This is a genomic window from Mangrovibacterium lignilyticum, assembly GCF_010882175.1.
GTDB lineage: Bacteria > Bacteroidota > Bacteroidia > Bacteroidales > Prolixibacteraceae > Mangrovibacterium > Mangrovibacterium lignilyticum.
In genome coordinates, this window is the sequence record NZ_WKLH01000001.1 from 1,549,609 (window position 1) to 1,569,330 (window position 19,722).

A 19,722-nucleotide genomic window follows, 5' to 3' on the forward strand; every position below is an offset into this window, starting at 1 on the left:
ATGAAAGCTAAATTAGAAAGCGGAAAACAATATAGTTTGACAGACCTTTTTGGTGGTGAACGTAGAGTAATCATTCCCGATTTGCAGCGAGATTACTGTTGGGGTGACCAAAATCACGGGGCAAACAAAACAGAACTGGTGTCAGGTTTTCTATCAAACTTGATTGATCTATTTAAGAGCGATCGTAATAGGGACCATCAACTGGGGATGATATATGCTTATGAAAATCCAGTAGACCATATTCATCTCTGTGATGGACAACAACGCATCACCACATTATATCTCTTTCTGGGGATGTTGTATCGATACGTAGACAACGAAGAAGGCAAAAGCATACAGAACTTTCTGATGTCTGATTTTGAGAGAACAGACGATAGAGAGCCGCACTTACAGTATGCTATCAGAGAAAGCACCCTTTATTTCTTAAGTGACTTAGTCTATGAGTTCTTTTTTAATTCTGAGTTAATTGAAGTTGAAGCTATAAAAAATGCAAAGTGGTACTTTGCAGATTACAACCAGGACCCGACTATTCAGAGTATGCTCAACGCTTTAGCTCTGATGGAGGATATTATAAGAAACATTACGAACCATCGGGACTTGGCGAATTTCCTTCTTGAAAGAATCAAATTCTTTTATTTCGATATGGTCAATCGTCAGCATGGCGAAGAAATGTTCGTAGTAATAAACACGACAGGAGAGCCTTTGACACCAACCGAGAATTTAAAACCCATACTTGTAAATGCAGTCGAAGAAGAAAATCAACAAAAGGAAGCGAGCGATATTTGGGAAAAATGGGAGAAATGGTTCTGGTTAAATCGGCTTGATGGAGAACATGAAGCTGACGCAGGATTAAATCAATTTTTGATTTGGTATTGGCAAATTAAGTTAAGACAAGAAAGCGACTGGTCACAAGGGAAAAAGGAAAATCTAAAACCTCAAAAGCTATTCAAAGAAAGACCTGTCAGAAAAAATGAAGACGAAAATTCCGAATTCTCTGTCATAAGTGAATCTGACTGGGAAAAAGCGAGATCAATAAAAGAAGTTGACAAATATTTTGAACAGTACACTATCTTGAATAGCTATATTAAGGTTGAAAATTTCCGTAAGGTCCTAAATTTTGAAAGAACTAAACCAAACTCGTTGAGAAATTTTAGTTCGAACCAAGCTCAAGACATTATCGTTCCAATGTTCGAATTTATGGTTCGATTTCCTGAAGAGGATCAAGATCACTGGTATTTCTTTCGTAGGCTACGAAAAAATTACTACGATGGCAACGAATGGGAAGATAGAAATCAAAACTATGTAGATTGGAGACATATTCTTGAAATTATAGGGAAAAGTGAAGATTCTGATTCAGTTCTTAAATACGAGAAAGGCACAGAGGATCTTAAGAAAATACCCAACGTGAGGAGTAATATTTCTAGGTGGTACAACCACGAAGCCAAAAGGAAAGAACGGTTAATTGAATCAGGGCATCGAGTAAAAGTTGAAGCATGGGAGGATCACCAGGATTTCATGGGAGATTTGTCTTTACTATTTGAAGTCGACGACGTTGCCGACAGGTCTGATATTGATGAAATACTGCGTTTGGAAGACTATTACAGAAATTACACCAATACTATCGATCTATTAAGAAACCAGTATAATGGAGAAGATATTAGTAAGCGAAAACTTTCAAATTTGTTTCGGTTATTCAGACTATTCTCAGGCTGTAGTAAGGTCGGACACATTTCAAGAGTTTCCTGGGAGATAGAAGGTGTTCTTTTTTCTAAAATTAAGAATAGGGAACATTTCAATAATGCGAAATTTAAAGAGCTATGTTCTTCCCGAAATCTCGAAAAATACAGTGAAACCTATATCATTGAAAAACTGAATGAATGGAACCTTTTAAGCTTAGATGAGAATAACTATTCCGTTGAGAGATATATTAAGGCATGGCTTACGTTAAAAGTGTTTAGGGCTGTCAAAGAAAATGAAGTATTGGCATACTACGATGGTAATGATACAGGTGTTGCCGCCTACATAGATATGAAACGGAATCTACTTATCAAAGAAACTTCCTTTAGCCTGCAAAACTCAATGTGTGGTTTTGCAGTTAAGAACGGTAGAGGAGGTGAAAGCTACGTACGTTATACTGACGATATCCATTGGCAGAAAAACAGCATAATAGACACTCCATTCTGCGGAATTGAGCGTAAAGACGATTTAAGAACAATCTCCAGTTTGGAGGAAAATAGGAAAGAAATAGACCAAATAATCGATTATATATACAGTTATGAACTTTGTTGCAATTGACTTTGAAACTGCCAAGGACCACCATGTTTGTGCTGTTGGTATTGTTACTGTCGAAAACGGAATGATTACAGATGAATATTATTCCCTGATTCAGCCTCCAGAAAACAAGTATAATTGGCACAATATCCAAGTGCATGGTATTACCGAGAAGGATACACGTTATGCGCCTACTTTTGTTCAGGTGTATCCTGAAATCAAGCAGCGTTTATCTGGCAAAGTTGTAGTAGCACATAATGAGTCTTTTGACCGAAGTGCGTTAATGAAAACGATGGCAGACTTCGGGTTGAGTTATGCTGAACTAGATATTGCGAGTCGCTGGGAATGCACGATGAAACTCTGTAAAGCAAGCAACAAGTACCCTTCGGGTAAGCTAAACGAATGTTGTGCTGTTCATGGAATCAAGTTGAATCACCATGAAGCCCTTTCCGATGCCAGAGCTTGTGCCGAGCTTTTTTTGAGAAGGTAGCAGACTACGACATACTTTGGCGATGTGTGAAAATACATTTGCTCCCATAATCAGAAATCATTTTCATTATGGGAGCAAATAGTAGTATCAAAGAAAGCTTTGTTTCTAAGAAACAAATACTCGAAAACGCCAGACTTACACTGAAGAACGAATTCATCGGAATAGATCAGGTAATTGATGAAGTGATTGACAATGTAAGTACATGGTATTTCATGCCAGACCTCCAGGAAAAACCAGTAATCATTAATTTGTGGGGATTAACAGGCGTTGGAAAGACATCTCTAGTCAAACGACTTGTTGAACTAATCGATTTTGAGGATTCATTCTATCGGTTCGATCTTGGGGAAAAGGAAGGTAGTTTTTCATTTAGAGATTCTCTTGATGAGTTGTGCGAAAATAGTGATACCTCCCCTGTCATCATTGCTCTGGACGAAATTCAACATAGTCGTACAATTTTTGGCCCGCAAAAGCAAGAGGTTGAAAATGATAAGAATCGCCTGATCTGGGAGTTAATCGACTCTGGAAAAATTCAATATATTGAGTGGAAAAGAGGTCTTTGGGCTTTTGAGACTTTGCTTCACAGGATGCTGCATCTGAGCAAAGCAGGTGTAGAAGTACATAAAGGAGTCGTTGTAAATAACATTGAGTTGTATTGCAATGAGATGAAGGTGACATGCGAAGAGGGCAAAGAGGTCTTGTTTTTCCCCGAGAATGAATACAATTTGATTCTAGATTTCGCAGGGCCTCAACTCGGACTGCATTTAAAGCAAGATGTCAAGAACTTACTTTTGTCCTTCTCAGCTAACGATACAATATTTTTCTTGAACAAAGTACTGAAAATTGGCAAACGCCCTTCAACTAAAAGCTTTACGCATGCGTTGATTTTTGTTCTCGGAAATCTAGATGAAGCATACACGATGAGTGGTAATTTTAGTGCGGATATTGACGCTGATGAATTCAATAAATCTTCAAAGAAGATAACTGTCCCCATAATTAAGAATGCACTTCAGAGTAGATTCCGCAATGAGCAAATTGCGAGGTTGGGCAATATACATATCATCTATCCTGCATTGAGCAAAGTATCCTATCAGAAGATTATTCAAAATGAATTGGAGAAATATGCTCAAATGTTGAGTAAGAAATTTGCACTTGAGGTTTTATTTGATTTTACAATAAACGAAATCATTTATAGCGAAGGAGTTTATCCAACTCAGGGTGTAAGGCCGATTTATACTTCAATTCACCAAGTTCTGAAAAGCAAGCTTAGTACATTCTTCGCTGAAATATATTTGAAATCACTGGATGTTGATTGTTTGAAGTTTACTGCAAAAGATAAGAAACTGCATTGTAGTTATTTGAAAGCTGGAAAAATCGAATCAGCACTAAGTGCAAAGATAACAGCTACACTTGAGGAAGTAAGATGTAGCAGGAAGGACGACATGCAAGCAATTACTGCCGTACATGAAAGTGGACATGCCGTGCTTGCAATTGTTCTTATGAATACTCTGCCAGACGTAATCTATTCGGTCACAACAGATGCAAATAACTTAGGGTTCGTTTATACAAATTTTCCATGGAAGTATATTTCAAAAAAAGAACTTGTACCCAGGGTGGCAATGATGCTTGGTGGACTAGTTGCCGAAGAATTGGTCTTTGGTGATGAACACCTCACATCTGGAGCAACCAGTGATATTCGGAAAGCAACAGAGTTCCTTTCAAGGATGTACAAATCCAGCGGTTTCGGGAGCCTTCCGATTTCATACAGCATTCCCGTGAGTGGAGAAAACGAATCCTACCATAAATTTGAAGAAGTAGAGATGGAAATAAGGTTGGCCATAGAAGAAGCAAAGCAACTTGCCCAAACTGCTTTGCAAAAAGAGAAAAGATTTTTATTGAGCTTGGCTGACTCGTTGAGTGATAATCGCATGTTGAAGCAGGAGGAAATCCGTGCTATTGCCAATAACACTATGTCTGGCAAAATTGACTTGATCGAAAACGGGGACTATTTGTTTTACAGAAAGCATTTGAAAAAAGAGATTGAAAGATTCAAGAACTCTATTCCTTCATGCAGCTACCCCGAAAACTCAATTTCACTAAATCAAGACACTAACAACTAACCACTAAAATTCTTTATTGGTGATAATCCTTTTTTCGTTTTGCTATTTTATGTCATGAGGATTTTAATGGTTGTCCGCAAGAGTTTTGAAGGCATTTTTAATCAAGAATAAAAGGGAAGTAAATATTTGTTCTGTTTCTGGTTGAAAATCTGGCTTTTGCTATTGTTTTAGTGTAATTTTAATGTGTGATTAAAAAGGAACTAAAATGAGAATAAAATACAACAGAGTTTCAACCTTGAATCAGACTGGAAATAGATTCACTGCCGACAATGACAAATACGACATGGTAATGTTGGATAAAGTCTCTGGAACCGTAAACTTCAAAGAGCGACCTAAAGCTAAAGAACTCGTCAAATTAGTCGAAGACGGAAAAGTAAGAGAGTTAGTCGTTGAAGAGCTTAGTCGGTTGGGCCGAAATACAGGTGACGTCATAAATAACCTCGAATGGTTTGATGAGAAAGAAGTAAACGTAGTGGTGCGGAATTTAGGTATACAGTCTAGACCAAATGGGAAGAGAAATCCAATTTGGAAGCTTATTGGCGCCACGATGTCCTCCCTCTACGAGCTTGAACTTGAAAATATTAAGGAGAGGACGATGGTCGGAAGAGCTGTTTTTGTCCAGAACGGAGGCAAACTAGGCAGGCCCGAAGGAACCCTTGAATCAAAGAAGAAGTTCATTGAAAAACCCAAGAATCAAGAGATACTTAAATACCTTAAAAGAGGTCTAAGATATAGTGAGATAGAGAAATTGTTAGGATGCTCACCAAAAACGATTAAAAAGGTAAGGGATTTCGCTGATGTTGATTGATTTTCCAGATTTACAGTAAAATTGCTTCCATTTAGAACGGAAGTCAATATCCAGCACAGTTACAATTGAATTCTGATTTAGAATAATTACACACAAGCATCAGGATCACTGTGTTTTACTCACTGCTAGGCAGTTATGAAAGTATAAATTATATATCTGTACAACCCGACAAAAAATGTACTAATGGTACATTATAAAACGCTTAAAAGATGGATAATCAACAATACAAACGCATTAGAGCAAAGAGACTAAAGTTTCCTGAAAACCTTAAATTCCTTGCTGTTGATAACGGTTTGCTAGAGTGTAACAAAAAGTTGGTACAGGTTGTATCTTCATTGTCTGTTGGACCACAGGATAATCCACCTACCGACCTGTTCATTGACGGCATTGGCAGATTTGAATTCACCCTATCCAATGTAGATGTAATTATCTTTAGCTTTGCTAACGCTAAAACTAATCAAACTGATTGTGCCGTAATACAGAAAGAAGAGCTACTATCCCGCTTATCAACTGACAATTATTTAGACGGAAAAATAGTCTTGAGACTAATCTTGACCGAACGAGGGCTGCATGAAACTTTTAATATCGGTGGTGAAGGGATGTTTATGGGACTTTGGTTGAATAAACTAAGGGACTACACCAAATTCTACAGTAACTGGTCTGTCTTCAATTACTAAATTTGCTTGCTTTACAAACGTAGTACATGTACATTACAAACTTCCAACATTTTCTTGATGAACAGGGCAATATTCCAGTTACCATGCCCAAAGAAGCCAGAGAACTTGCCAATTTTTTTGCTTTACTTGTTGATGATGCATCTCTTGAAGATTATGATGCAGCACCTACAATCAGATGCATCGAAAAAAATTGCGAAGGCTTAATCATTCCAATAATGGTTTTCGATACCGATGAAATTCATTGGTCCTGCACTCGCTGTGAAGCAAAAGGAATAATTACTGGCTGGCAAGGAACGAAATGGGACAACAGGTAAATCTTTAGCCCCAAAAGCATCCATATTTATCTTCACCTATAACCTTTAACATTTGGTCTGCACCTTTAATATCGGTTTCAGTATCATATGCTTCCCATTTGCCACTTGCACGTTTCCAATAAAGCTTCCAAAGCTCTTTTGATTTTACATACCTTGCTTTAGCTATCGGTGACTGAATGAATTCACTTGGGTTGTTCCACCGTGGCCGCATTTCGAAGATTTCAAGCACATTATTATTGTATGTGTAACCGATATCAACTTTATTCCTTATTTCAACAGGTGGTCGTTTGGATTCAACAAACTGCTTTATTTGAGCTTCAGTAAAATCTATAGTTTTCCCTTCTGTCATTTGGATAAGAATTTGTTTAAAGGTAGCAAACCAAATCTATCTAAATAGAATGGCCAGAATACATTACTGGCCATTAACATTTTTTCAATCGAATGTAGAAAATTACTAAACTTTATCCAGGTTGAAGTTCTTGATTGTATTAATAAAAGAATCAAGATTTTCTAGTAGTTGGAATAAATTAATATTGTTTTCTGTTACATATTCATTTGGAATATCTTGATATACATCATTGAGAATCATATTGATAACATCATAATTTATAGTGTATGCAATCTTTCTATGTACTTGCTTATAAATAGTATTCAATTCATTGAAAACAAAATGGTTAGATTTATTTTTCAATTCAAAAATATTTTGAATAAAAATATCAAGTTCATCATGAGTAATAATATCTCTTCCAAATTCTGTTGGATTGTATCTTTTGAATAGTGATTCATCTATATCCAATATAATATCTAAATTCAATCTATTATTCTTAAATATAGTTTCACGATTAATTTTATTTCCAACTTTACTTTTATCCTTATCTTCTTTTCTATTCTCAATTATCTTTTCACTATTATCCTTTTCCTCTTCACTTTTAACTATTTCCTCTTTTCTCTTATCACTTATCTCTTTACTATTATCTCTTATCGGGTTTTCTGGGTTATCATTTAAAACCATATGGTTTTTTTTATAACCATCAGGATTCATTGGTTCCTTATCTTTTTTAGGTCTACCCCCAAGTTTCCCATTTTCCTGGTTCTTACGAACCTTCTCAACATACTTTCTGTGATTTTCTTCCAACGCTATTTTAACACTATTCCAAACTAGTTTATCAGGTATAGTTTCAAGCTGGATATCGTCACCAGTATGGTAGTTTATCAGGTTATTAATAAACCTTCTTAGCTCAGCATCATTTAACAATTCAATCTGTTCTTTCCAACTAAAGTAGAACATGAAGCTTTTTCTTTCAATATCATTTGCTTCCATATTAAAAATAAAGTGCCTCCAAACTTCCCTGGTGCAGCAGTTCAGTAGGAGGCCTTAAAAGTATCTTATAAACCGTTTCTGCACTTGGTTGTAAATAAAATATACATAATTTATTTTACAAAACCAAGAGGCTCCCTCGTAAAATTATATAATTCTACCTGATTTATTTTCAAATAACCATTCAGGAGGCTTTAACCACATTGGTACATGGGGAATAGTATTCTGGAATAACTGTCTTATTATGAACTTCATCCCAAAAACGCTCAAAAACCAATGCAGCACGACCGATAGATTCATTCTGGCTTTCAAACAGCATTTCTCTTGTAATAAATGTTTTGCAGTTAAACCAATTTGAATTTGACTCCTGATATCCCAATATAACTCCATCTGTAGTATATCCTAAAAACCGATTATCATTATAGGGAAAATCGAAACTTATAATAGTATTTCTCAGCATGTACTCTTTCAAAATATCGAGTTTCAATTTTAGTTTGCTACTAAGAAAACGTTCGTTGTATCTTTCTAAAAAGTGACCAAAATAATGAGTTATTAGGAGAATGGGGGCGATGGATACCATAACTGCATTAAATCGATTTCTGTCAAGGTAGTAGCAAAACATTACCCAAGAAGGGTCTCTTTTCAAATAATCGATGCCCACTAACCAATTGTTATATTGTTTTGTTCTAAACTCAAAGGCTTGGTAGTAGCGTTTGCTTCTATTTCTAAGTGCAGCCCTTCTCATCTTTGGTAAAGCTTTATCAACAAAACCTTCAACATTTCTAAGGTCTTTGAACAACTCTTCTGAAATTTCTTCAATATTCATCGTGTTGGTTATCATGATTTCAAAATTTTAAATTGGTTTATATTCTACTATTCTCTACGTCGAATGAATCAATACAAAATGCCAGCATCGCTCCAGTCAAATCTGTTTTTGATACCGAATTCGTTTCTTGATATTTCGACCCCAGCTACGATATTCTTCAAGTGAGAAATACGTTTGTATTTGCGGCTAAACGTGTGAATGGAATAGTAGAAAAAACCGTCTTCAATCTTTTGAGTCTTCAGATAAAAACCGATATAGTATTTGGGGCCATTCTTACCTTCCCCATAGCATCCAATTAGAAGATGGTCACCTTCCTGGTTCTTTCTTTCAAAATAGATATCTAGAAATCTACTTTCAAATTTCTTTTTATCCTGGTAACGTTGTGGGACGTTTTTAAGAGCATCAGGCTCATCACTAGGATTAACGCAGACCCATTTTAGATTCTTCAGGTCCTGTAGCCTGTTGATGAATGTTGCATTTTCATAACCAGCACTGTTATTCAATACAAAAATCATTATCTCGTTTTTAAAACGATTTTGCAATACCGCATTATAACCAGATGGCTTATTACTGATTACTTGGTTTTGCCCTTCAATTACTTGATTTTTGATTTTGGAGACTATAGCTCCGTTTTTAATAATTTGATTCATATTTTTGGTTTTTATTTACTTTACAAAACTCCACATAAAAGATTGATAATAAAAGAAATGCGATATCCCACGGATACCATGTAATATTACACGGCCGTTAGTTCTTTTATGGTCGCAGGATATTTTTGGGGTGTTCTTTGCAATGCTGCTTGATTTTGGATTATTAAACCCCTACAAGGGTATTCCGAAACCCTGAATTATCGACCATCCTTATGCTTGTGATTTAATTACCTTTTGGATACTGTCTTTCCATTTAATCTTCGAGCAATCCTTATATTGATTGACAAGTTTATTTACCCACTCTATCGACTGCCCCGCCATCAATTGGTTTGCCTTGCACTGAGTGTCATAATCGTTCCCACCATTGCTGCTTAGTCGTTGCCTTAACATATTTGGCAATCCTACCCAGATATCTCCTGTTATATAGTTGGTACACCTATCAATAACATACTCAGGATTCAGGTCAAGACACGGCTCAATAGATAGGCTGGTTTTGAATCCAATGATATTGGCGTACATCAATGAAGCTAAGCGTTCTTCGAATGATGGGGCGTTAGGTTCCCAGAATTTAAGTATATCGCTATCGCTGGAACCAATAGTAAATCGAAACATGATTTGCTCTTTAAAGCATTCTAGTTCGTGGGATAACGACTTCACAACTTCCAAACGGGGTTTGGTTACTATTAGAACCTCGTTACCCGCAATTAAAAGCTTTCGAAGGGTTTCAAGACAGATATCTAAACTTTGTGGGGTAATGTCATGGCTTGATGGAAACATGATTCTTCCATCAATCTTTTTGAAATTTTTGGGGAGTTTGCTGGAATTGACTTCTTCTATTTTCCAAGTCTCTGAAGTCTTCCGATTAAAACGTATTGCCATTGATTTTGCATAGCAATACTTGCAGTCATTTTCGCAACCTGAAATGCAATTTACGTTCTTAACTGCCCATTCTTTTGTACCGAATGCTGGTTTCGTGATTTTGGAGACCGTAGCTCCATTTGTTTTACTTTGTACCATAACTTTTGATTTTTAATTATGACACAAATATTTCACTAATTGACTGATAGTGAAACTACTGTAACATTACGCAAACTCCATGTAATATTACATGAAACTTATTCTTCTAGGAAAGATGGGTCTATCTGGACATTATCGGGTGAGATATTGATTTTAAAAACCGAAGTTTTGTCTTCAAGCGAGACTCTGTTGATGGCATAAAGACTGCTCAGGATTTCCCCCAATTCAGTCTTTAAAGCACTCTTCACCATTGACTTATTCTTGTCTAGAGTCGATTGAAATTTTTCAATTTTAATACCTTCCTTGGTCTTAGAACAACACATTCTGGTTATTGATTCAGATATTGATTCAGAATCAAACTTGTCTCGTTTTAAAACCTTGTAAATCTGCTTTACTTCTTCAACTCTACGACACAAGTCAATCCTCGATATACCGTCTGGATTCTTTAGGAAAAAGATATATAGTGTCTTGGGAAGTTCCGTCATGTCTACCTGTCGTTCACCGATGATAACATTACCATCTGAATCGATTCTGATAACATCAGATTGATGCTTGCGCCTTATTCGCTTGGAAGTAATGAATTCCTTCCTGATATGCTCTGTAATCTCAAGTATGTGGGCAATCACATTATCACTAACACCTTCCTTTAATGCTCTGTTGTAACAAGAATCACAGATATCGGCCGATTTAAGCTTGATTAATATCTCTGATTTCTCATCACAAAAATCATTGATACATCCAATCGATTTCATGTGAATATTTGGCTCTGTTTCATAGTTGTCGATATCCAGTTTAATCAATGACTGGAATATGTTCTCAACGCATTGGTGTGCGATACCAAATTTTGCGTCAACATTTGAAATCAGGTCCCATTCTACACCATGTACGAAGACGTCCTTTTTATTAAACGCACTGAACCATTCTTCACAGTTCTGAATAGAGGTAATTACAATTAAAAAGTCTTCTTGAGCAATCCTGTTCAGCAACCTAACAGCGGACAAATACCTAAAGAACACTTCAAATTCCAGACTTTGAAGTGTATTAATGTTGGCGAACTTATCATTGATTATTAATGACTGTTCAACCGTGAATGGTTCCAGATAGTGAAAGCTCATTTCGCCTGGAATCTTAGCTAGCAACTCAACAACTTCTCTAAGCTTGTCTGTCGAGAATTCAGGGGTGCAGGTGATATGGATATTCATTGTTAGGTTGAATCAAATTGAAGCGATAATACTAACAAAAAATCTCGAAACTGATTATTGTCTCTGGCACCAAAATCAATAATTATTGCCGAAGCAACTTTTATCTCTGAAATCCATAGACGATAATATACTCGGTTCTTTATTATGGAATTCAAATACTCATCAAAACAGATAATTTTCGACCTGAAGAACATGAGGTCCTTCGCCCGTCAACTGCTTGGGAAAGGGAAAAGATACGATTACTTTCTACAGCAGCTACTTGGCTTCGATTACTTTAAGGAGGATGGTTATTTGCCGATTAGTTTAAAAGAAATTGAGCAAACCACTGGATTGCCATACACAAAAATAAGAACCTACCTTCACCTCATATACGAAGATTTGCTAGAACATGAAAAGAACCACCTTGACTTATCCGTTCATAAAGTGGAGTACACTTTCAGCATGCATTACTTCGAACAGTATGCAGAATTAACAGTTAACCATCTCTGCGTCATTCCTCGTGTGGGTGAGCAGGTGAATATCCCCTTCTTTAGGGCAAAAGTAGGCACAACCACATTTTTCGTTGACTCGATTCATCATAGGCTGACTCACAACAAACACATTGTTGAAATCAATTTAAGCCCTGGATACTACAATTATTATTGGAAGTTTCGCAAAGACGAAGCATATGAAAAAGGTGAAATATCGATACACGAATATTACATGGACAATGAATATGAACTAAAAGAGAAACTTAAACTTCGCAAGTGGTAAATACCTCAACGATCCAGTGTATTCAATGAAAATCACAGAATCTACCTTGCGAGCTATCAAAATCACTAACTTATCCATAAATCGTTCGACACTTCACCTTTAAATAGACGATTAATAGCCAACTTGAGTTGAATCTCTATATTCAATCAAAAACAAGAGCGTCCTCTAAATTCTATGAAGTTCTCAACTCCTTCGTCCGACTTTGAAACTTCGCTTGAATTCCTCCCTTGCCTGAAAGGAATAGAAGATTGGTCCATTACCTCCTAAACGATAATATTCCAACCCCTTATCCCGATAGTTCTTAGTGGTTCTCTTACTTACTCCCCAATTTCGCATCAAAGTAGCATTGTCCCAATCTGAATTCTGATTACTAAGTTGCTGCTCTAATAGATCCAAACGTTTGTTCTGCTCTTGAATTTTCTTTTCCAAGTGTTGAATAAGGTAAGCGTAATCCTGATTAATTGCCACGCGGACCTCCTTTCCCCCAATTAGTTCTAGCATCTAATGCTCTAACAACTCCCTCATAAGGATACAACCAAGTACCACTTGATAAATGTGTTGATGGTATATCACCATTAATTCTAATCTGCTGTAATGTTGCAGGTGAAATACCTAACATTGAACAGACATCACTAGACCTTAGCCACTGCTTTGGCGTTCTTGACTCAAATTCTGACTCAATTCTTTTATAAACTCTTTCGGCTATTAATTGGACTGCCTCTTCATCCTTTACTTTAATTTTGGACATAATTCTTCCATGAATTAATGTCAAAAGGAGAAAAGGTGTCGGTAATGAATATTAGAAACGACAGGCCTGGTGATTTTAGGCCAGCACTACCTTAAGACAGGTTAATAATTTATTTTAATGAACTCAAGTCATTTGCGACTTTTCAAAATATTAACGAAAAAAATCGAGAAAACGAAATTTTGCTACATAATTTTCCTTACTCTTTCATCATTTTGTCCTTCGTCTCCACCCTGCAACCTTTTTTCAAGTTTACTCATATCATCAATCACCTTAGTATCAGTAGTTCTTGCATAAATCTGAGTAGTACTCAAATTTTTATGTGCCAACATTTGTTTAACCGACTCAATCGATACACCATTCTGCAACGTCACTGTGGTCGCAAATGTGTGACGCCCCAAGTGCATAGTAATATGCTTATTGATTTCACATAGTTCTGCAATCTCTCCCAAGTACGAATTCAGTTTCTGGTTACTTCGAATTGGAAGTAGTTTTTCATCAGCAATGCATTCTGGATCTTCTGCGTATTTGTCGATTATTGCTTTCGCCTGACTTAGCAATGGAACAGTAGCCCTCACCCCCGTTTTTTGACGCTCGTAACGCAAACAAATTCGACCATTTATATCAACAGCCAAATTGTCACGAGTTAAATGTTTTAGATCAGAATATGAAAGACCAGTATAACACACAAAAACAAAGACATCTCGAACTTCTCCAAGCCTTTTTATCCGAAACGTTTTTGTCTCAATCGTTTTCAATTCTCCCAACGTCAAATAACCACGATCCACTTCTTTGTAAGATGTTTGATACCCAAAGAATGGGTCAAACCGAATATATCTAAGTTTCTGAGCGTAGTGTAACACCTTTTTCAATTGCTTAAGATATTTCGCAACTGTGTTCTCGGAAAGACCGTATTCAGTCAACAAAAAATTTTCAAAACGACTTATAAAACTGATGTCAAGCTTAGCTAACTCGAAATCATTTGATTTGTAATGTTTCTTTAAAAAAGACTTCAATCGATCAAGTGTGGTCACATATTGGTTGTATGTTGATTGCGAATACTTATGCCCGAGTGACTGTTCTACCAACTTATTACTCTCCTGAAAAACCTGAACTAATGTAAACACATCAGACTTGCCTGATTTAAGTTTTACTTTAAAATCGTCTATCGAGTAATTCTTACCACTAGCCACAAATTGGTTATGGTATCTATTAATCTGGTTTTTAAGTTCCTCCAGGGATTTATTGGTTATTTGAGCTTCTTCACTTCTCCCTTTTACTTGTTGAAGCCTAGAATCCCACTGTTTTTCAGATACGAACTTATTAGTTGCTGTCTCAAATCGCTCACCATCCACAGTGATTCTTAAATAAACAGGTGCTTCTCCGCTCTTTCTGGATTTGTTTTTTTTGAGCTGAAAACTAACAGCATAATTTACTTTCTCCATTTTTTCAATTTTTAATTTTAATTGATGAAAAAATGTATCCTAATTCGAGCGGTTTTCGAGGTGCAAAAAGAGGTAAAAAGAAGCAATACAATGAACTATATATCAACAATCTAACCTCGCCAGCGAGACCTATTCCGCAGTTTTCACAAATAGGTCTCGATTTTAACACCTTTTATTTCGAGTATTTTCGAAAATTTCGGGTTGGCTAAAAACAAAAAGAGCCTGAAAATCATCGATTTCAAGCTCTTTCAAAAATTTTGTTGTTCTTTTCAGCTCCCCAGGTAGGACTTGAACCTACGACCTACGGATTAACAGTCCGCCGCTCTAACCAACTGAGCTACTAGGGAATTTTCACCTGTTTTTGCAGGCGCTTTGTCTTTCAAAAGCGATGCAAAAATAAGAGCATTTTTGAAAACAAAAAACTTTTTTCAAAAAAAAATCATCTCAAAAACGAAGAAACTTCGGGCGCTACAGAGAGACAGCCAAATAAAGCTCAGCTATCCCTCAGACTTCTAACAAATTATCACACCCCACTAAAAATGGCGTGTTAATGCCGATCTCCACCACAAATAATATTTTCCTTCCAAATCAGTCATTGAAGGGAATGGATAGAATAAATAATGCTTTTGATCGCCGACATAAAAACCCGTTTTTATTGTCCGGTACGAAATATCTCCCTTCATATAGCGCAACACCGTTTTTGTTTGTCTTCCCGGTGACTCTTTCAATTTAATCAAACAGTCGCGTAAATGATCCGGGTTTGGATACGGTAAATTATGGATGGGAGCATAGGGGTTATTCACCAGCTCATTCAATAACAAATCGCAAATAAAAACCTTGGGAGCTGAAACAGGCTTGGAAATATCGGTTAGGAATTGGATAAACTTAACAGGATCCAACTTACTGGCCACTCTGGTTGTATTGGGAACCAACTGCTGGTATAAATGAATCGGGTCTGTTTTGTTGGCAATGTAATCGTGCGCCTGAATTTCCAAAACACGACCATCGTCGGTCACCAGGTACAAACTTCGAAGTGCATTTAATGGTGTCTTTTCGAATACCCGGTAAATAGACAAGAAAACGGAGCGTTTGGGCTGACCGTCCTCATAAGGCTTCATCTTCAGATCCACGTAATCCTGATGCACCATGGCTTTATCCGGATCAATTTCAAAAAAGATAGCTTGTCCCCTTATTTGCTTTTTGGTTCCTACCGCCAGGTAATTCCCAAAATCTCCGGGCGCCAGATGAGAAACAATCAAGGATTCCGGAGTAGCAACTAAATAATAGTACTTTTTCATTGCTTCCTGATTTTTGGTTCTATAGAAAAATACGATTTTGAGGTGTAAAAAGTTAAAGAAGCAACCACTGAACTTAGGAGGAATTAGCAAACACATTGAAGGGGAAAAACCGTGCCAATGGCGGATATTAAGATCTGATTTACATTCATTTTTGGCAACAATAAATTCAGGTTAACGATTGAGTTGACTCGAGGATTCATTCTTTCGTATTCCAAATATAATTGACTACTTTCGCACATCAATTTTTTGACGAATTTCATTATGTGGGTTTGGCTCTCAAGAATTATCCTTAGAAATAGAATTGCCGTTCTTATCACACTTGCCTTAATAACCATCTTCATGGCTTATCAGGCGACGAAAGTTGAAATGTCTTACGAACATTCTCAGCTTCTTCCTAAAAAAGACAGCGCATATATCGACTATGAGCATTTTCGCGATCTGTTTGGTGAAGAAGGGAACCTTATCGTTGTTGGCGTAGAAGATCCGGACTTCTTCAAACTAAGTCACTTTCGCAAGTGGCAGGAATTAAACAAGGATCTAAAAACAATTGATGGTGTTGAAAATATGATTTCAGCATCCAGTACCTTCAACCTTACAAAAGACACCAAGGAACGCAAATTCGTAACGTCCCCGATTTTCCCCGACGAAGTTGTTTCTCAGGATGAATTAGACAGCCTGGCCAACAGCTTTCATTCACTTCCGTTTTATAAAGGATTGCTTTACAACCCCAAAACGAGTGCCTATGTCTTGGGGATTACGGTGAACAAAGACAAGATGCACTCCAAACTGCGTGAGAAACTTGTTTTAGCCATCAAAGAACGTTGTGATCAGTTTTCAGAAGAGACCGGACTGCAAACCCACTACTCCGGCCTGCCCTACATCCGGGTAATCATGTCGGTGCGGATTAAAAAGGAAATCTACCTTTTTAGTGCATTAGCCATGGGCCTGTGTATCCTAACGCTCTTCTTCTTTTTCCGCTCCTTTAAAGCTGTACTTTTCCCGGTAGTTATTGTGCTAACAGGGGTTATATGGGCTATGGGAACCATGGGGCTTTTGGGCTACAAAATCAACTTGCTGACTGGCATGATTCCTTCATTACTCATTGTAATTGGGATCCCCAACAGCATTTACATGCTCAACAAGTATCACTACGAATTCCGGTCGCATGGCAATAAAATAAAATCGTTGCAGCGTGTCATTATGAAAATCGGGAATGCCACTTTCCTGACAAACCTGACAACTGCATCGGGCTTTGCAACCTTCATCGTGACCAACAGCGAGATTCTTCGCGAATTTGGGTTGGTTGCCTCCTTGAATATCATTGGATTATTTCTGCTTTCTATTTTAATGATCCCAAGTATATTCAGTTTTCTGGATCCCCCAAAAGAACGACACATACAACACCTCGACAATAAGACCATTCGACGCATCATTGATAAGTTGGTAGAAGTAACATACCATCACATTAAGTGGGTTTACGCTTCGGCCTTTTTAGTTTTACTTGTCGGCCTTTACGGAATAACTCTAATCAAAAGTTCAGGCTACATGGTTGATGATATCCCGGAAAGCGATGTTATTTACCAGGACTTAAAATTCTTTGAGAACCAGATTGATGGGGTAATGCCGCTGGAAATTATTATTGACACCAAGAAACCCAATGGTGCCATGAATCTGCAAACGTTCAAGCGAGTGGATAAACTGGAACAACGGTTAAGTGAATACCCGGAATTGTCATCCTCTCTTTCCTTGTTAAACATTCTTAAGTTTGCCAAGCAGTCTTTCTATAACGGGAAAGAAAAATATTACTCCATCCCGAGTAACCAGGAACGAAACTTCATCTTAGCTTATGCCAAAAACTCAACCGGAAGCGAGGCTCAAGGCATTGGCGCTCTGCATTCGTTCATCGACAGTACACAGCAAATCACCCGTATCAGTATCCGGATGAAAGACGTTGGCACGAAACGAATGGAAGCTCTGTATGACGATTTTAAGATGGAAGTCGATTCTATTTTCCCAGCCGACAGCTACAAGACAACAATAACAGGATCAAGTATCACCTTTTTTAGGGGAACCGAATACCTGGTAAAGAACTTATTTTCGAGTTTAGCATTGGCCATCTTCCTGATTTCTGCATTCATGGCCATTATGTTCTATTCCTGGCGAATGGTTATCATGTCGCTTTTGCCGAATATCCTGCCACTGATATTCACCGCAGCGATTATGGGCTTTACCGGCATTCCGATTAAAGCCTCCACAATCCTGGTATTCAGTATTGCATTTGGAATTTCGGTCGACAATACCATCCACTTCCTGGCAAAATACCGACAAGAATTATCTGTAACCGGATGGGACATCCAGAAATCAGTAAGGGTAGCCCTGGGTGAAACCGGTGTCAGCATGATGTACACTTTTGTCGTTTTATTCTTCGGCTTTGGTGTATACAGCATTTCGCAGTTCGGAGGAACAGCAGCCCTCGGCGTTCTGGTATCTCTAACATTGTTAGTGGCCATTACCTCGAATTTAATTCTGCTGCCAAGCTTGCTGATCGGCCTCGAACGACTAACAACAACCCGTTCGTTCAGAGAACCACTGCTGACCATTTATAATGAAGAAGAAGATATTGAACTGGATGATTTGAAGATTGAAGAACAATCCGGTTCTGAAGAAGACAACAAACAAGAAAAATAATCCCCAAGCGATAAAAGAACAAAAATGGATCGGGTAAAAGCATTACAGTCACAACTAGTTAATCATCTTGCGAACGAAGCCAAATCCATTGGCGAAACAGCCCCATTCAACTTATACCAACCGATCGACTACACCCTGAATATGGGTGGCAAACGACTTCGTCCGGTTATGGTTTTGCTGGCCAATGAATTGTTTGGTGGCAAAGCTGAAGATGTCATGAATGCTGCATTGGCTATTGAGATCTTCCACAACTTCACCCTGCTGCACGACGACATTATGGATAAAGCCGACGTTCGCCGCAACAAGCCAGCCGTACACAAAAAATACAGCGAAAACATTGCCATTCTGTCCGGCGATGCCATGTCAATTATGGCATACCGGTACCTGGTAAAAAACAAAGCTGAAAAGCTGCCGGAGATCATCAGCCTGTTTACAGAAACAGCAATTGAAGTTTGCGAAGGCCAACAGTACGATATGGATTTTGAAAACCGTCTGGATGTTACTGCAGAGGAATACCTGGAAATGATTCGCCTCAAAACTGCGGTTCTGCTGGCCTGCAGTTTCAAGATCGGTGCTTTGGCTGCGAATGCCGATGAGGCTGACGCTGAGAATATTTACCAATTCGGAATTAACCTGGGACTGGCTTTTCAGCTACAGGATGACCTGCTTGATGTTTACGCCGATCAGGATAAATTTGGAAAACGAATTGGTGGCGACATTGTGGCCAACAAAAAAACATACCTGCTGATTAACGCTCTCAAACTAGCGGAGGGGGAAGAACAGCAGAAGCTGATGCAATGGCTCCAAAAAGAGACCTTTGATGAGGCTGAAAAAATAGCTGCGGTGAAAGCCATTTATCAGACAACAGGGGTCAAAGAAATCTGCGAAAAATCAATTCAGGAATACTACGATAAAGCATTAAAATCACTGGAAGAAATTCAGGTTCCAAATGAACAAAAAACGGAACTTTTCATTTTGGCAAAAACCATCATGGAACGTGAACATTAGCAAGCAGAAATCGTTTGGCTGAATGAGTTAAAACGCAAATTTAAAACCTAAAATAAACTTGTTCAATTAAGTTGGTTTTTGTAATTTCCGCCAAC

18 protein-coding genes and 1 tRNA gene are annotated in these 19,722 nt (G+C 37.7%); 9 read left to right on the plus strand and 10 right to left on the minus strand.

Annotation, left to right across the window (positions count from 1 at the left end):
• The 6 genes from GJV22_RS06235 (at position 1) to GJV22_RS06260 (ending at position 6,677) form a co-directional block, all read left to right on the plus strand.
• Positions 1-2,295, plus strand: coding sequence for a DUF262 domain-containing protein (locus GJV22_RS06235; protein WP_163710241.1), 2,295 nt, complete (start codon positions 1-3; stop codon positions 2,293-2,295).
• A complete protein-coding gene (locus GJV22_RS06240) occupies positions 2,276-2,761 on the plus strand; it encodes a 3'-5' exonuclease (protein WP_163710244.1) in 486 nt (161 codons plus the stop codon). Before GJV22_RS06235 ends, GJV22_RS06240 begins: the two co-directional genes overlap by 20 nt.
• Before the next feature lie 68 nt (positions 2,762-2,829).
• Positions 2,830-4,878 (plus strand): hypothetical protein, encoded by a 2,049-nt coding sequence (locus tag GJV22_RS06245; protein WP_163710247.1) that lies wholly within the window; start codon positions 2,830-2,832, stop codon positions 4,876-4,878.
• 205 nt (positions 4,879-5,083) lie between these two features.
• The gene (locus GJV22_RS06250) at positions 5,084-5,686 is read left to right on the plus strand and encodes a recombinase family protein (RefSeq protein WP_163710250.1); all 603 of its coding nucleotides are present in this window, start codon (positions 5,084-5,086) and stop codon (positions 5,684-5,686) included.
• A 209-nt stretch (positions 5,687-5,895) separates the two neighbouring features.
• A complete protein-coding gene (locus tag GJV22_RS06255; protein WP_163710253.1) occupies positions 5,896-6,363 on the plus strand; it encodes a hypothetical protein in 468 nt (155 codons plus the stop codon).
• 26 nt (positions 6,364-6,389) lie between these two features.
• On the plus strand, positions 6,390-6,677 hold the full coding sequence (locus tag GJV22_RS06260) for a hypothetical protein (RefSeq protein ID WP_163710256.1): 288 nt from the start codon (positions 6,390-6,392) through the stop codon (positions 6,675-6,677).
• Positions 6,678-6,681: 4 nt separating this feature from the next.
• Here GJV22_RS06260 and GJV22_RS06265 read toward each other — a convergent pair whose 3' ends face one another.
• The 6 genes from GJV22_RS06265 to GJV22_RS06290 all read right to left on the minus strand — a co-directional run bounded on the left by GJV22_RS06265 (position 6,682) and on the right by GJV22_RS06290 (position 11,690).
• Complete coding sequence (locus tag GJV22_RS06265) at positions 6,682-7,026, minus strand: DUF3024 domain-containing protein (protein ID WP_163710259.1); 345 nt, start codon at positions 7,024-7,026, stop codon at positions 6,682-6,684.
• 105 nt (positions 7,027-7,131) lie between these two features.
• On the minus strand, positions 7,132-7,998 hold the full coding sequence (locus tag GJV22_RS06270; RefSeq protein ID WP_163710263.1) for a DUF6291 domain-containing protein: 867 nt from the start codon (positions 7,996-7,998) through the stop codon (positions 7,132-7,134).
• Between the two features lie 181 nt (positions 7,999-8,179).
• Positions 8,180-8,836 carry a hypothetical protein gene (locus GJV22_RS06275; protein WP_163710266.1) on the minus strand — a complete coding sequence of 219 codons (657 nt, stop codon included), beginning with the start codon at positions 8,834-8,836 and terminating at the stop codon, positions 8,180-8,182.
• A 53-nt stretch (positions 8,837-8,889) separates the two neighbouring features.
• Positions 8,890-9,471 (minus strand): hypothetical protein, encoded by a 582-nt coding sequence (locus tag GJV22_RS06280; protein ID WP_163710271.1) that lies wholly within the window; start codon positions 9,469-9,471, stop codon positions 8,890-8,892.
• A 210-nt stretch (positions 9,472-9,681) separates the two neighbouring features.
• Positions 9,682-10,488, minus strand: a complete 807-nt coding sequence (locus tag GJV22_RS06285; RefSeq protein ID WP_163710274.1) for a radical SAM family protein — start codon at positions 10,486-10,488, stop codon at positions 9,682-9,684.
• A 98-nt stretch (positions 10,489-10,586) separates the two neighbouring features.
• A complete protein-coding gene (locus GJV22_RS06290) occupies positions 10,587-11,690 on the minus strand; it encodes a hypothetical protein (protein WP_163710276.1) in 1,104 nt (367 codons plus the stop codon).
• A 192-nt stretch (positions 11,691-11,882) separates the two neighbouring features.
• Between GJV22_RS06290 and GJV22_RS06295 the strand changes: the two genes are divergently transcribed.
• Positions 11,883-12,443 (plus strand): hypothetical protein, encoded by a 561-nt coding sequence (locus tag GJV22_RS06295; RefSeq protein WP_163710278.1) that lies wholly within the window; start codon positions 11,883-11,885, stop codon positions 12,441-12,443.
• Positions 12,444-12,900: 457 nt separating this feature from the next.
• Here GJV22_RS06295 and GJV22_RS06300 read toward each other — a convergent pair whose 3' ends face one another.
• The 4 genes from GJV22_RS06300 to GJV22_RS06315 form a co-directional block, all read right to left on the minus strand.
• On the minus strand, positions 12,901-13,191 hold the full coding sequence (locus GJV22_RS06300) for a helix-turn-helix domain-containing protein (protein WP_163710281.1): 291 nt from the start codon (positions 13,189-13,191) through the stop codon (positions 12,901-12,903).
• A gap of 182 nt (positions 13,192-13,373) precedes the next feature.
• The gene (locus GJV22_RS06305; RefSeq protein WP_163710285.1) at positions 13,374-14,633 is read right to left on the minus strand and encodes a site-specific integrase; all 1,260 of its coding nucleotides are present in this window, start codon (positions 14,631-14,633) and stop codon (positions 13,374-13,376) included.
• Between the two features lie 273 nt (positions 14,634-14,906).
• Positions 14,907-14,980 (minus strand) — tRNA-Asn (locus GJV22_RS06310).
• Positions 14,981-15,166: 186 nt separating this feature from the next.
• A complete protein-coding gene (locus GJV22_RS06315; protein WP_163710288.1) occupies positions 15,167-15,931 on the minus strand; it encodes a hypothetical protein in 765 nt (254 codons plus the stop codon).
• A 339-nt stretch (positions 15,932-16,270) separates the two neighbouring features.
• Here GJV22_RS06315 and GJV22_RS06320 point away from each other — a divergent pair, with 339 nt between their 5' ends.
• Complete coding sequence (locus tag GJV22_RS06320) at positions 16,271-18,619, plus strand: efflux RND transporter permease subunit (RefSeq protein WP_238480288.1); 2,349 nt, start codon at positions 16,271-16,273, stop codon at positions 18,617-18,619.
• Between the two features lie 24 nt (positions 18,620-18,643).
• Positions 18,644-19,627, plus strand: a complete 984-nt coding sequence (locus tag GJV22_RS06325; protein ID WP_163710294.1) for a polyprenyl synthetase family protein — start codon at positions 18,644-18,646, stop codon at positions 19,625-19,627.
• Positions 19,628-19,722: the final 95 nt, after the last annotated feature.